We start from the raw sequence: 13,653 nt of genomic DNA, 5'->3' as shown, positions 1-13,653 counted from the left end.
CACATCGTTATACAATGTTAACGACAAATATTGGTAAAGGGGCGAAACGATGGATCGAGAAATCATGAAAGGCAGCATTGACATCCTTATGCTCGGAGTAGTATCCAAACACGATATGTACGGCTATGAAATCGTCAAACACTTAAAAGAACAGAGCGATAACCTTTACAACATGAGTGAGGGCACTCTTTACCCTGCATTGAAAAGGCTTGAGAAAAAGGAATGGTTAACTTCATATTGGACAGAAACGTCTAGTGGACGAAGAAAATATTACAAAATCACTGAAGAAGGTCGTACCGTTCTCGATCAGAAGCTAGGACAATGGAAAAGCGTAAATGAGCTGATTATGAAAACATCGGAGGATTTGTCATGAATCGTATGGAGAAGCATGTGAACCGTATCCTGGATCAAATGCAAAGTCCGCCTGATGAACGAGAAGAAATTAAAGAAGAGCTTTTGACCCATTTAGAGTCTGCTAAGTACGATTATATGAATCAAGGAAATTCTGAAAAGAAGGCGGAAAAGCAAGCCTTGGAGGATTTCGGGGACTCGAGCCTGATCGGTCATGGACTTCAGGAAAGCCTCTATCCCCACCAGCGCAGTTTGCTTTATGTCATTGGAATTGCCACTCTATTGTTCGCTGTCTTTTTCTATATAAGCATGACATTCGTAGTCGGGGAAGTCGAACCGATCTGGCTGTTAATTCAAATGATTATTGGAAGCGCTGTCACTTTATCTGCTATTAATATTGCGTTTATGGGGCGTCACTACTGGTCTTTGAATGTCATTGTTCTCATCACGGCTATGTGGAACGGGTTTAATGGCATTATCGTGGAACAAACTCCAGGAAGGCAGGCCATTCTTTTCTGGTTCTATTTGGCTGTCCTCGTTCTGTTATGCATCTTGTTCGTCATTCGGAATTCTTATTACTCCTCAGACCACACAACCACCACGAAAAAAAGTCGGAGTATCCTGAAGATCAGCTACGTCGTGAATATCATATTCGGTGTCATGATCTGTGCAACTGCATTGTTTATGACCTACGGCTTTCTCATATTCGGAGGTTTCAACTGGGGATCATTTTTCCCCTTATCCTGTATCATCGCCTGGTTGATTTTCTTTAAGTTCCAGATGAAACTCATCCAACACCGCCCCCTAACTGCTATCGCTGTGGGGTTTGGTTTTTTAATCTTTATAACCGTATCCCCTTTTGCCATCGTCGCAGCGATGTAAGGAGATGAATTGTCATGGATATTCAAATAATAAGCTGGTCTATTTTTATCCTATTTTTACTGATACACGGAGCTCTTTTATTTCTGAAACAAATGGAAAAGTTGCTCTTTTCATCAATGGTCATGATAGTATTTGGAACCGTCTCCTTGATTTTAGGGCTGATTCACTTTCAGCACCTGGGTATTTATGGGGTAATCGTTATCCTTGTTGGTCTGGTTATCTACATATCAACCAAAGATCTTATAGAAAAAAGGTGATTACATGTCCTTGAAAAAAAAGAATGCGATCTTTCTATTGATCGTCCTTGCCGCCTTCGCTCTGCTTTATTGGATGGGGACTTTTGCTGAAGGGCCGAAAAAACGTACGGGGCTTGGACGTTCCCCTGTTCTTTCTGCCAATGGAGAAGAAATCATTTTCTCTTATTATAAAGATGGGGAGGCCGCGCTTTATACAGCCCCCGCTTCCGGCGGAAAGGCACAGCTTCTTCTGCAACCGCAGACTTTGGACTCATTCGTTCGGCCGGCCTATTCGCCTGACGGAACGAAGCTTTTGTACATCAAAGAATATGAAGTAGAAGGAAAACCTTATAGTCAACTTATGATGTACGATTTTGAAAAGGAACAGAGTCTGCCCCTAAAAGATTCTGATCATTACATCAAAGAAGCTGTGTTCACTCCTGATGGGAAAAACATCTATTTTGTTAAAGCTGAAGGCTACCAGGAAAGTCATAACAGTGATCGACTCGTTCCTGAGGATTATGATATTTATAAAATGAATCTTGATACGTACAAAACCGAACGAATCACTACATTCAATCTCTATAGTCTTTCATCATTGCAAGTCTCGAATGATGGAAAATATGTAATGTATTCACTTTATAATGGAAAGGACTTAGTTCAACGTTTAAACTTAGAAACGAAAAAGGTGAAAACGGTCATGCCTGAACCCGAGTATGAATCAGGTGCTGCCAATGGCCCTATCATCGGATCCCCTGCCCTGTCGCCTGATGGAAACACTATAGCCTTCTCTGATGTAGCAACCAGTTCAGAGAATGGAACGTATCTCTATGAAGTTTTCATCATGAACATCAATGGAGACAATGTTAAACAAGTCACAAACTTCCATGAACACGTGACATCACCTGTTTTCTTTCCGGAGGGCAAAGACTTACTCGTCACGGTCGACCAGAATTTTGCTGGCGGACAGCCTGATTATCAATACTGGAGAGTAAGTAAAGATGGTTCAGAGCGAGACGAAATCATCATTGAATTACCTGAAAAATGAGTTCCCAACGAAAGAGTTATAAAATCCCGCCTCCCTGGATTTAAACCATGGGCGGTCGGGATTTTCTTCTTAGACTTACTCGATAGGATCGTTGATTCAACTATTACTTCCTTTCACCGCCAATTCGCATAAGTCTTACCACCCAAGCGTAAAAAAACTTTCAAATATTTGCATATCTTCTGTCGCTAATAGAACAATTGTACAAGAATAAACATTATTCCACTTTCGTTCGGAGACTTCTTCATTTGGTCACCTCCTAATCGAGATCTTTCTTTTTCATAAAAAAATAACCACCGCATTACACGGTAGTTTAATAAACAGTTACAAAGTGATCCTATCCTGTATTTAGTATAATAAGCAATGTTTCTCTATGTACCCATTCCGTTATTTACTTACACGCATATCTTTGAATTTTTGAAAAAGTTTTGTCATCCACAAAGCAGTGAAAACAACAGCTATATCAATAAGAAATAGATACGTTAAGTTCATTCCCTTGTGCATCTTCAACAAATCCACAACATCAGAGAGACCCCCAAATCCGTATGCGAAAACAATAGATCCAATAATCGAATATAGGTAAAAGTTTTTTACCTTATTCTTGCAATACTGATAGATCAGCATGAATGTAACCGGGAATATGACGGCCGTCACGGTAATTCCGACCGGAAACAAGTATGATAACGTGTGTGGATGAACGAGGTAATTATTTTTGGACAGAATGCTATCTACATTCGACCATAACACATGAACTGAGTAGCCAAAGAAGCAGATTTCAAATAATCTAGATTTGTCTATTTTATAGTATAAGACGAGGAGTGGAACTACAACACTTGCAACATTAAACCAAAAAAACCATGTATCTATACTTGAGTACGAGTTCCAGTAATTAGATATCAAATGACTGAGCTGTTCTTATTGTTTATAAATTTCTTCATAAAGCTGGTCTTCTCTCATAATCATTCCCCCCCAAGAACTTCATGGGGTTAGCATTTGCAAGGGAAATGGTTCTTATTCCACATAAAGAGGTGGTAAACTTCACACATTATGGCAATTGATAAAACTCAGGCCCCTTTATATGATCAATTTTCCAGTTATATCATAAGAAATTTTCCAACTCTGACCCGCAAACCAGTTCTTGTTAAACTGAATAAATTCGCCCTTTTCTGTATGAGTTTACCGTTAGATAAGATTAGCGTGTATTGGTCAATACTTGGTTAATCCTTTTAAATGATGGCTGCATATGCCGTTCTAAAGCTTAATTAAACTTCATCTAATGTCCTTCCCTCGTCACTATTTCCGTTCATTTCCTCTTTTGAAATTTCCAGTTATTTTAGCCATCATAAGCTGCAGCTCTCTCTGATCGTTAACCCGCTTAACTTTGTTTAGAAATTTCTCCGCCTCCTTGCCTTTAAGAATCTTTGCTTGTTTGTTGTGCCAATCAATAAAAACAGTATTGTTTTTCGTAACTCGATAACTGTAGGGCTCCTCATCCAAGCGATTACGTTTATCAATATGGTCCAAAGCTATTCACTCCCTTAAAGTTACTCACAAACCGATTTAATCTTTCTAAATTAGTTTCGCCAAACCCTGTACGATTCCTTTAAAATGTCTGAATGACCATCGTACGTGGATGACATGTTCGAAAGTTCGAACTCTACAATACTGTACTCAAGAATATGACGGTATATATAATAAAAGAACGCAATTCACTTTTTCAGAATTGCGTCCCTTCTTTTACCCTAAGCCTGTAAATAAATATATTAAGATAAGGCAGAGCTATATTTTTTTGACTGTCCTAGGTAGATTCGATATAAACAAAATGCGATCAAAGATAGTAGTATCCCTGATAGGTATGGCAAACCGGTGAAGATAGAAAAAAGCCATCCGCCCAATGGAGGACCAATGATTCTCCCCAGCGAATCAAAGGATGATAAAAGACCTGTTGTACTGCCATACCCTGCTGTCGACCTTTTCGTTAATAAAGCAGAAACACTTGGACGGATGATCCCATTTCCAACCCCAAATATCGTTAAAAAGACAGCTGCGGTTACAAAATTGTCAATGAGCAGAATTAGCCCAAAACCTAAAGCAGAAATCGCTATTCCCAATTGAATAACAATCCCCTCTCCAAAATTTTTCGTTAGTTTACCTACTAGTCCTCCTTGTACAAAGGCTCCAGCCAGCCCCATAATCATAAAAAGATAGCCCAGTTCTACGGTTCCTATTCCTGCTTCCTCAGCAGCAAAGTAAGCGAAGGTTGCTTCTAGACCTGCTAATGATACAGATACAAATAATTGCAGAACATATAAAATCGATATCGATCCACTCAGACTATATTTTAAAGAAGTCTTTTGAGCAGTTTGTCCGCCCCTGCTTTCGCGTGGCAACGATTCCTTTAAGATAAGCCACACAAGGATGAGCGTTAATAAAGAAGAAGCTCCAGCTATATAAAAGGGCATGCTTAAACTAGTCTTTGAGAAAACACCGCCAATTGCCGGTCCCAGTATAAAGCCAAGACCAATCGAAGCGCCAATCACTCCCATCCCTTTGCCCCGGTCTTCCTCTGTTGTAATATCAGCCACATACGCCATGATGGTCGGCATGTTAGCAGCAGACAAAAAGCCGCCGATTATTCTTGCAGCGAAGAGCATCCAAAGCTGTGAAGAAACGGCCATGAGAAAAAAAGATAACGAAAGCCCCAAAATACCCATCATGATCACAGGCTTCCGGCCAATCCTATCAGAAATCCTTCCCCACATTGGGGCAAATAGAAGCTGCATGAGTGAATAAACCGCCATAAGCAGTCCCAATTGTGTAGGAGACGCTCCCAATTCTTCCGCATAAAATGGCAGTACAGGGATAATAATTCCAAAGCCCACCATGACGAAGAACATCACAGCAAACAAAATAGGTAATGCTTTTTTCATTTCCAAAACTAGATTCACTCCATTTCTAACTTTACGGACTTTCTTATGCTTGATTCCTCTCTTACCTCTAGGAACTTATAAGTTCAACACAATACTTATCGTATCACAATTATTTCCTATATTTTTATGCTCCATAAAGTTTATAAGCTTTATCGTTACAATGAAATGTTTTATAGTTTAAGTTATTATTCTGCCTGTGTGTTCAACAGCGTTTCCAAAAATATGATTCATTACACCAAAAAAGCAGCCCAAGTAGCTTGCAAATTGGACTGCCATGATCAGTTATTACATTTTAAACGAACTATTGTGTGATAGTGGAAACAGACTTTTTCAGGCAGACATCCATAGATAAAACTTCCAAATGATAAATGTAAAGATGACATATCCAAAACTAGAATAAAAATGATTCCAATCATTTGAATGTGTAAATACACCAATCAATCCGGAAACATGTTCAAATATCGGGATGAAAAGAAAGATAGATAGAGAGATCAGCCCCCGTTGGATAAAAGAAGTGAATGCTCTGAATAAAGATATAACCACCACCGTTGCTACTGGTAACACTAACAGGGTAAATAAGATATGAATAGGAAAAATATTTGGAAATGGCCGGTTAGGAAATGCATTATATCCCTGTCCCACCATCCAAAGGTCCAAGTACGTCCCGATCAGTGAAGAAAATATCATCGTACACCATAGGGCTTTATGATGTAATGGATTGTTTTGCGAGGATTGAAAATTCGATTTTCTCCAACGTTTCACAGTATTCATCTTGAATATTCCCATTCACGAATTGAGCTTCCTTTTTCAAATAACCGATAACTTGCCATGTAGAATACCAATCTCCTTCTTCTGCTTGTTTATGTTCGACATTCTTCCAACTATACTTTAATTGAGGACTAAATATTCGGTGAGATCCAGGCTTTAACCGGCAATTTCTTGTTCGTCGTTTAAAAGGTTTCCCGGGTGTAGATTCATTAATATCATTGAATAACATTGGCCAATAATCCCTTCTCGACCCGGTGTGAGGCTGCTGTAATGCCCATTTGTAAAACCCAGCGAATTTTCCCCCTTCAAAGAGGAGTTTGTATAATCGGATGCCTAATAAAATCCGCTCGTGTAAGGAAGCAAAATGATGAATGGTTTGACCGTGTACCTTAATTTTATCTCCTTCTAAGCAGGGAAAAAGGATTTGATTCAAACTTAGTAAATCTTGCAGTTTAAATTCTAGTGTGTTTAACACCGTTTTTTGATAGTGCGGCTGTTGAACGACCCTTTTTTCTAAATAGCTTTGTTCATTAATCACGAGGGCGATGGCCAAAAGATATTCATCACTTTCTTCCCAAAAGTGGTTCCATATCACTTCCATGAACCGAGAAACTCCAATGGCAGGTAAAAGATAAAATAAATTGGTGTTCCGTCCGATACTTTCTTGATATAACAGCAATTGCGGATAAATGTCATGAAAGATCAGCCAATTTCCTCGTTCTAAAAAAGTAAAAAAGTTTTGCTGTTCATCATCCGACAGTATTTTTGACAAGAGTTCTCCTTTAAGATCTGTCATATTCCATCCGCCGTTTCTAGATACCATATGACCCAAAAACGCCCAATGAATTTCGGGGAATTGCCGATAAAAATCTAAATAGCCTTGCGTTCTGGTGATGTTATTGCTGTTAAGTTTAGCTGTTTCTTTTTTTACATAATGAATGATTTCTCGTTCTTCCGTACTTAAATCTTCCTCTGAAACCGGTGAGGGCTGAAGGTTTTTTAAGTTTTTCTTCACCTTTTTTAAACTTGCTGACAGTTTATTATGAGAGAACAATTTCCCTTTCATAAACCTAGTTCCCATTGATTCACCTTCTATATGTAGAGTTAAAACGATTCATCATCTACTGTGATATTCAATTTTTCAAATGAATACATTACTCATGAAGGAGTGATCATCTATGAGGGAGCGAATGAAGGCTGAAATCAATCATCTAATTGAGATGTTGCAAGATAGGCAGACAGAGGATGGTAGTTGGCGATTTTGTTTTGAAGGCCCTCCGATGACTGATGCTTATATGATTATTCTATTGAGGTCACTTGGAATAAATGACGAAGAATTGATAGGGGAGCTGGCTCACCGTATTCAGTCCAAACAATGCGAGAATGGCACATGGAAACTTTATGAGGATGAACAAGAAGGGAACCTTTCGGCAACAATTGAGGCCTACTATGCCCTTCTTTATTCCGGGTACAAACAACTAGAAGATATGGAAATGCGAATGGCCAAACAATTTATTAAGAAAAAAGGAGGGCTTGATCAAGCCAGTTCCCTGACGAAAATTATGCTGGCTGTAACCGGTCAATTACCTTGGCCCAAATTCTTTCCCGTCCCGATAGAAATGATATTACTTCCACAGTCCTTCCCGATTAACTTTTTTGACTTCGTCGGCTATGCACGGGTTCATATGGCTCCGATGTTAATCGTTGCTGATCAAAAGTTCGTGATGAAGGGAAAAGACGCCCCCAATTTATCTCATTTACTCAATCATCGTGTTTCAGATGATGATTATTTTGAAGAATTCAGATCAGGCAGTATGTCTTTCATTACACAAAGCATCAAAAGGTTAATCGGATTACCCAGTGAGTTACATCGAATGGCTCTCGAAAAAGCCAACCGGTTTATGATAGGAAGAATTGAACCAAATGGGACACTGTATAGTTATTTTAGTGCCACCTTTTTAATGATTTTTTCACTGCTGGCTTTGGGTTATTCTAAGGACGATCCAGTCATTAAAAATGCTGTCAAAGGTTTAAAATCCTTGCAATGTTCGAATGCCCATATGCAAAATTCACCCTCGACCGTCTGGGACACCTCGCTAATCTCCCATGCCCTGCAAACAGCTGGAGTAGAAAGTTCTTCCCCAACGATTCAAAACGCCAATTATTATCTATTACAAAAACAACATTATAGATATGGCGATTGGTCAATCCATAATCCCTATGTTTTACCAGGAGGATGGGGTTTCTCGGATAGTAATACGATGAACCCAGATGTCGATGATACAACCGCAGCATTAAGAGCCATAAAGAATACAGCAAGTCAGTCTCCACCCATTAGACAATCCTGGTTTAGAGGAATGAAATGGGCCTTAAGCATGCAGAATCATGACGGTGGGTGGCCTGCTTTTGAAAAAAATACTGATAAAAAAATCTTGAAACTCGTGCCGATCGATGGAGCTGAATCCGCCAGCATTGATCCCTCAATGCCCGATTTAACAGGGCGTACCTTGGAGTTTCTTGGCCGGGATGCACGCTTAAATCTTTACCATCCACAAATTAAAAGAGGCGTCAATTGGCTCGTGAAAAATCAAGAAACGAATGGTTCGTGGTATGGCCGTTGGGGAGTTTCTTATATTTATGGGACTTGGGCGGCGATCACGGGAATGAGAGCCGTGGGAGTTAAACGTGATCATACCTCGATTGAAAAAGGTGTTCAGTGGTTGAAGAGCATCCAAAATAAGGATGGGGGCTGGGGTGAATCCTGCCAGAGTGACAGTGAAAAAAGCTATGTCCCCTTACGTTTTAGCACACCATCACAAACGGCGTGGGCTTTAGAGGCACTAATTTCTGTTTACAGTGGTCCAACGGAGGAAATTAACCGCGGAATCGATAGCTTGATTAACCAGTTACACGAACGCGGCCAGGGTTTCACGTATCCTACAGGGGCTGGACTTCCGGGCAGCTTTTATATATATTATCACAGTTATAATTATATATGGCCATTGCTGACGATGAGTCGATATTTGGAAAAGTTTCACTTACAGTTAGACTGATCACCAGAGAACTAGCTCATCCTAAGCAGTACTAAAAGGAGTAGGAAAACACTCTTCAAAACGTTCCCTACTCCCATAAAGTTGATCGAACCTTGCGTTATTCAGAACGACGCTCTATGATCATTTTCTTCCCCATATTATTCTTAATTCTGAGTTACCACGCTTTCACTTAATTTCAAGCCGCCTTAAACAAAAACCGATTTTGATTATCTCTCTTACACCTGATAGATATTCATAAAACCCTTCCACCTCTATTCTTAACCTTTTGAAGATAATGAGCAATACTTCCCAGCTGTTTAAGCGGGACTTTTTTATGTTCAGCGATTCTCCACTAGACTGTAGGAACTATTTTCCATACAAGGAATTATACCTTATTAGGGGGATTAATGTGGTGCTTTCCTCATGAAATAAGAGTAATAATCCTTTAAGTGACAAAACTCACTATGATTCTCTTCTTTATTCACGGCGTATTCCCCCCATTTACACTTTAAGGAAATCAGCTTATCGTTTTTCGTAAGGGCTGCGGCCCATAAATAAGCAGTATGAGAATGGCAGGTGAAATCATGAACATTAGAAAAATAACTGTACTGGCATGCTTATGCAGCATTACCTTTTATTTAACCTCAACCGTCGTTGATGAAACCGAGGCTGTATTTTCTGATCAGGAATCCTCAACTTCGACCATTACAGCTGCTGTTGTTTTTCCTGAAGCCAGTGACGAATTAGTAGAGCAAGCAAAGCTACTTTCAACTCGCATAAATGCTGCTTATGACGACATTCTTGCCATAACAGTTCATGATTTATCCATTCACCAGGCTGAAGCTAAACTTGTGACATTACAAAAGGCGCGTGAAGAGATCAAGCACCTTACCCAACAGTTAAAAGCCATTCGTGATCAAGTTGGAAAGTATGAGCAACGGGCTGTATCAACCACTGACAAGGGTTCACCTCAGTATGTACAAGCTGGCCTCGATAAAATCCAAAAGCTCTATGAGACATGTAACAAGAAAATAGATTCGCAGCAAAGCAAACGCGTATCAACTAATCTACGAGAAGCCATCGAAGACTTGAAACAAAAACGCAGTGAGCGAGAACAAACGCCTGAACCGGCAGCCGATCAACAGACAGAAACAACGCATAAAAAGAATGCTAATCAAAAGGAGCAACCTGAAAAGGAAAACCAAAGCAAAGAGGAACCTCCACAGAAAGGGTCATCCACCAAAGAAACATCTGATCAGAAACCTCCTGCCAAGGGAACAAAAGAAGCAGAAACTGAGTCCACCAAGGAACCCCCGCCAAAAGAAAACAGCCAACCTACTACTCAAAAGCAAGACCCAATAACTAAAGAGCCATCAGAACCAATGGAAGATAAAGGTACAAACCAAGAAAAGGAGGAAACCACTCAAGATGATGAAGAAAACCTTAAAAATCATTAGCAGTCTCGTCACGTATCTCTTGATTGGCGTCATGATTTGTTTAGCGATTATCGTCATTTCTTCAAAGGCAAGCGGTGGAGAACCCACCATATTTGGCTATCAGCTAAAGACTGTGCTCTCTGGATCGATGGAGCCCACCTTTCAGACAGGATCGATCATAGCAATCAAGCCAAAACAAGAAGAAATGACCTATCAAAAAGGGGAAGTCATTACATTTCGATCTGAAGACGACAAACTGATCACCCACCGTATTGTCGACGCGAAACAGGTAGATGGTGAGTGGATCTATACCACTAAAGGTGACCATAACGAATCCGTTGACGCAGACCCTGTTCTTTCACAGAACGTAATTGGCCATTATGTTGATTTTACTGTTCCATATATTGGGTATTTATTAAGCTACGCTAGTTCCAAAGCAGGTGCTGCTTTATTGCTCATTGTGCCTGGAGTCATTTTATTCTTGTATTCGATCGGTTCCATCTTTCAAATTGTTAGAGAAATTGATGGAAAATCCGAAAAACAATCTGCTTAATTTGATTATTCTTCTTTTGTATTTTTCTGGGATACATAAGAGTTTAATAGAACAATTACTAGGGAGGAGATTACAAATGGGTATGAAAAAGAAACTGGGAATGAGTGTTGTTACGGCATCACTCGGCTTATCATTAATCGGGGGAGGTACATTTGCGTATTTCAGCGACACGGAGACGACAAACAATACGTTTGCAGCAGGGACGTTAGATTTATCCGTGGATCCTCAGAAAATTATTGACGTCAGCAATCTAAAACCTGGCGACACGATGGTCCGTGAATTCAAACTCGCCAACGATGGCAGTGTGAAAATCGACACCGTCAATCTACTAACAGATTACCAAATCATCGATGCTCAAGGTGACAATGGATCAGCTGACTTTGGCAAGCACATCAGAGTCAACTTCCTTTTTAACTGGGACAAGGAAAGTGAACCCGTTTTTCAAACGACACTACACGAACTCAAGAACATGGATCCTGACGTTGTGCAGCGAGAAGTGTGGGATCCGTTATGGGAACAAAAAGGCGGACTTACTTCCGGTGCTTCGAACGAATTATGGGTAGAGTTTGAGTTTGTGGACAACGGTGAAGATCAGAACATCTTCCAAGGAGACAAGCTTCAAGTAGACTGGAAGTTTAATGCCACTCAAGGCGATGGCGAAGAAAAATAGGAGATTTATCATGAAGGGTCTATCAAATTTTACTAAGGGAGTGAAGGAACTTGAATAAAAAAATTGTTTCATCTACATTGGCGCTATCCCTTGCACTAGGCGGGTTTGCCACTGTTGCCCCAAATGTTCACGCCAGCGAGAAAAAGGTTGAATTCAATGAAAAATACAATACCCCCTCCTACATCGTTGGAAATTGGCAGGCACCACAGTTAAAAGGCTTAACGAAAGCTGACACGCTCAGTGAAAAAGAAGTCGCGTTTGCTTTCCTCAATGCCAACAGTAAATTGTTTAAGTTACAAGGAGATGCGGCACAAAACTTCAAAGTTGTGAAGCAAAAAGCGAATAAGGAAAGCGGAACCCACCACCTCAGACTCGTGGAGCAGTACAAAGACATCCCTATTTTCGGCTCGGACCAAACGATTACCTTAAATGAGAAGAATCATGTTACATCATTTTTTGGCCAAGTTGTCCCTAATTTAGAAGAAAAAGATATTCCTACGAAGCCTTCCATTTCAGAACAAAAGGCAGTAGATATCACCAAAGCAGCCATCGACAAGGAAATCGGTCACGTTGAGGAATATGACGGCGATATTAGCAGCAACTTATACATTTACGAACATGATGGCGAATTTCATTTGTCTTACCTTGTAAAGGCCTCTACTTCAAAACCTGAACCAGGTTACTGGCACTATTTTATTGACGCTACAAATGGCGACGTGATTAACATGATCAATGAAATCGATCTTGTGACCGGTTTTGGAAAAGGCGTGCTCGGTCAAAAGCAGATGTTCGAGATGAGCAAAGGTACAGAAGGAAACTACTTCCTATTTGATGAAACACGAGGAGACGGCGTTCACACATTCCATGCGCAGCATATCAGCCCGCTAATTTTCAATCTGTTGTCACAGCTGGCTGACTATACAGGCGAAGAAATTACGAGTGACCATAAGTTTTTCTCTGATCCTGCAGCTGTGTCAGCACAAGTCAATGCAGCTGACGTATACGATTATTACCAAGATACTTTCGGGCGGGACTCTTACGATGACCAAGGTGCGAAGCTGATTTCTTCCGTCCACGTGGGACAAGGATGGAACAATGCGGCATGGAACGGGAAACAAATGATGTACGGTGATGGTGACGGCGAGACGTTCATCCCATTATCTGGAGCAAAAGACGTCATCGCCCATGAGCTGACACATGCTGTGACAGATACAACTTCCAGTCTAATTTACCAAGGGGAATCAGGGGCGTTAAATGAATCCATCTCTGATATCCTTGGGACCATGGTTGACCGTGAAGATTGGAAGATGGGTGAAGATGTTTATACACCGGATATCGAAGGAGATGCCTTGCGTACTTTGAAGGACCCAGCTTCCTATACGAACGCTCTCACAGGTCCTTATCCAGACCATTACAGTAAACGATACACAGGCGAGGCGGATAACGGCGGTGTGCATATTAACTCCAGCATCAATAACAAAGCAGCCTACCTGGTTGCTGAAGGCGGCACACATTACGGAGTTACTGTCGAAGGAGTTGGACGCGAAGCAACCGAACAAATCTATTATCTAGCCAACACCCAATATTTAACGGCCACATCTGACTTCAGCATGATGCGTCAAGCAGCCATTGAAGCCGCGACAGCTCTCTATGGTGAATCTTCAGCAGAGGTAGAAGCTGTGCAAAAAGCCTATGAAGCAGTTGGTGTAGAATAACTTTTTATAAACGAGACCGTCCGGGTAACGGGCGG

At 40.6% G+C, this 13,653-nt stretch carries 13 protein-coding genes; 9 read left to right on the top strand and 4 right to left on the bottom strand.

Features of this window, described 5'->3' with window-relative positions:
- Positions 1-49: 49 nt before the first annotated feature.
- From B5354_RS14805 to B5354_RS14790, 4 genes are read left to right on the top strand one after another with little or no spacing between them, the layout of a single operon-like run.
- Entirely contained in the window at positions 50-373 is a 324-nt protein-coding gene (locus B5354_RS14805; protein ID WP_079529582.1) for a PadR family transcriptional regulator, read from the top strand.
- Positions 370-1,233: a permease prefix domain 1-containing protein gene (locus tag B5354_RS14800; protein WP_079529581.1), complete on the top strand. Its 864-nt coding sequence runs from the start codon at positions 370-372 to the stop codon at positions 1,231-1,233. The genes B5354_RS14805 and B5354_RS14800 overlap by 4 nt, the downstream gene beginning before the upstream one ends.
- Positions 1,234-1,247: 14 nt before the next feature.
- Positions 1,248-1,490: a hypothetical protein gene (locus B5354_RS14795; RefSeq protein ID WP_079529580.1), complete on the top strand. Its 243-nt coding sequence runs from the start codon at positions 1,248-1,250 to the stop codon at positions 1,488-1,490.
- Positions 1,491-1,500: 10 nt separating this feature from the next.
- A complete protein-coding gene (locus B5354_RS14790; RefSeq protein WP_176142506.1) occupies positions 1,501-2,517 on the top strand; it encodes a TolB-like translocation protein in 1,017 nt (338 codons plus the stop codon).
- Between the two features lie 1,290 nt (positions 2,518-3,807).
- Here the strand turns inward: B5354_RS14790 and B5354_RS14780 are convergent.
- The 4 genes from B5354_RS14780 to B5354_RS14765 form a co-directional block, all read right to left on the bottom strand.
- Complete coding sequence (locus B5354_RS14780; RefSeq protein ID WP_079529577.1) at positions 3,808-4,038, bottom strand: hypothetical protein; 231 nt, start codon at positions 4,036-4,038, stop codon at positions 3,808-3,810.
- Between the two features lie 239 nt (positions 4,039-4,277).
- On the bottom strand, positions 4,278-5,450 hold the full coding sequence (locus tag B5354_RS14775) for an MFS transporter (protein ID WP_079529576.1): 1,173 nt from the start codon (positions 5,448-5,450) through the stop codon (positions 4,278-4,280).
- Positions 5,451-5,774: 324 nt separating this feature from the next.
- The gene (locus B5354_RS21095; protein WP_425432136.1) at positions 5,775-6,215 is read right to left on the bottom strand and encodes a CBO0543 family protein; all 441 of its coding nucleotides are present in this window, start codon (positions 6,213-6,215) and stop codon (positions 5,775-5,777) included.
- On the bottom strand, positions 6,148-7,293 hold the full coding sequence (locus B5354_RS14765; protein ID WP_079529574.1) for a DUF2515 family protein: 1,146 nt from the start codon (positions 7,291-7,293) through the stop codon (positions 6,148-6,150). Before B5354_RS14765 ends, B5354_RS21095 begins: the two co-directional genes overlap by 68 nt.
- A gap of 97 nt (positions 7,294-7,390) precedes the next feature.
- Between B5354_RS14765 and shc the strand changes: the two genes are divergently transcribed.
- The 5 genes from shc (at position 7,391) to B5354_RS14740 (ending at position 13,618) form a co-directional block, all read left to right on the top strand.
- Positions 7,391-9,265 carry a squalene--hopene cyclase gene (shc, locus tag B5354_RS14760; RefSeq protein ID WP_079529573.1) on the top strand — a complete coding sequence of 625 codons (1,875 nt, stop codon included), beginning with the start codon at positions 7,391-7,393 and terminating at the stop codon, positions 9,263-9,265.
- A gap of 563 nt (positions 9,266-9,828) precedes the next feature.
- Complete coding sequence (locus B5354_RS14755) at positions 9,829-10,701, top strand: DUF4047 domain-containing protein (RefSeq protein ID WP_176142505.1); 873 nt, start codon at positions 9,829-9,831, stop codon at positions 10,699-10,701.
- Positions 10,676-11,233 (top strand): signal peptidase I SipW, encoded by a 558-nt coding sequence (gene sipW / locus B5354_RS14750; RefSeq protein ID WP_079530596.1) that lies wholly within the window; start codon positions 10,676-10,678, stop codon positions 11,231-11,233. The genes B5354_RS14755 and sipW overlap by 26 nt, the downstream gene beginning before the upstream one ends.
- A gap of 76 nt (positions 11,234-11,309) precedes the next feature.
- Positions 11,310-11,903 carry a CalY family protein gene (locus tag B5354_RS14745; RefSeq protein WP_079529571.1) on the top strand — a complete coding sequence of 198 codons (594 nt, stop codon included), beginning with the start codon at positions 11,310-11,312 and terminating at the stop codon, positions 11,901-11,903.
- Positions 11,904-11,953: 50 nt separating this feature from the next.
- Positions 11,954-13,618: a M4 family metallopeptidase gene (locus tag B5354_RS14740; RefSeq protein WP_079529570.1), complete on the top strand. Its 1,665-nt coding sequence runs from the start codon at positions 11,954-11,956 to the stop codon at positions 13,616-13,618.
- Positions 13,619-13,653 lie beyond the last annotated feature (35 nt).

It is taken from the genome of Halobacillus hunanensis, from assembly GCF_900166655.1.
In the GTDB taxonomy this organism is placed as follows: Bacteria; Bacillota; Bacilli; order Bacillales; family Halobacillaceae; genus Halobacillus_A; species Halobacillus_A hunanensis.
The sequence above is the reverse complement of the archived record's forward strand: the minus strand, read 5'-3'. Positions and strand labels throughout refer to the sequence as shown.

What these genes read in the sequence shown, in the direction of transcription:
- B5354_RS14755 (WP_176142505.1), top strand. Translation starts at nt 9,829, where the DNA reads ATGAACATTAGAAAAATAACTGTACTGGCATGCTTATGCAGCATTACC.
- B5354_RS21095 (WP_425432136.1), bottom strand. Translation starts at nt 6,215, where the DNA reads ATGAATACTGTGAAACGTTGGAGAAAATCGAATTTTCAATCCTCGCAA.
- B5354_RS14795 (WP_079529580.1), top strand. Translation starts at nt 1,248, where the DNA reads ATGGATATTCAAATAATAAGCTGGTCTATTTTTATCCTATTTTTACTG.
- B5354_RS14745 (WP_079529571.1), top strand. Translation starts at nt 11,310, where the DNA reads ATGGGTATGAAAAAGAAACTGGGAATGAGTGTTGTTACGGCATCACTC.
- B5354_RS14800 (WP_079529581.1), top strand. Translation starts at nt 370, where the DNA reads ATGAATCGTATGGAGAAGCATGTGAACCGTATCCTGGATCAAATGCAA.
- sipW (WP_079530596.1), top strand. Translation starts at nt 10,676, where the DNA reads ATGAAGAAAACCTTAAAAATCATTAGCAGTCTCGTCACGTATCTCTTG.
- B5354_RS14805 (WP_079529582.1), top strand. Translation starts at nt 50, where the DNA reads ATGGATCGAGAAATCATGAAAGGCAGCATTGACATCCTTATGCTCGGA.
- shc (WP_079529573.1), top strand. Translation starts at nt 7,391, where the DNA reads ATGAGGGAGCGAATGAAGGCTGAAATCAATCATCTAATTGAGATGTTG.
- B5354_RS14765 (WP_079529574.1), bottom strand. Translation starts at nt 7,293, where the DNA reads ATGGGAACTAGGTTTATGAAAGGGAAATTGTTCTCTCATAATAAACTG.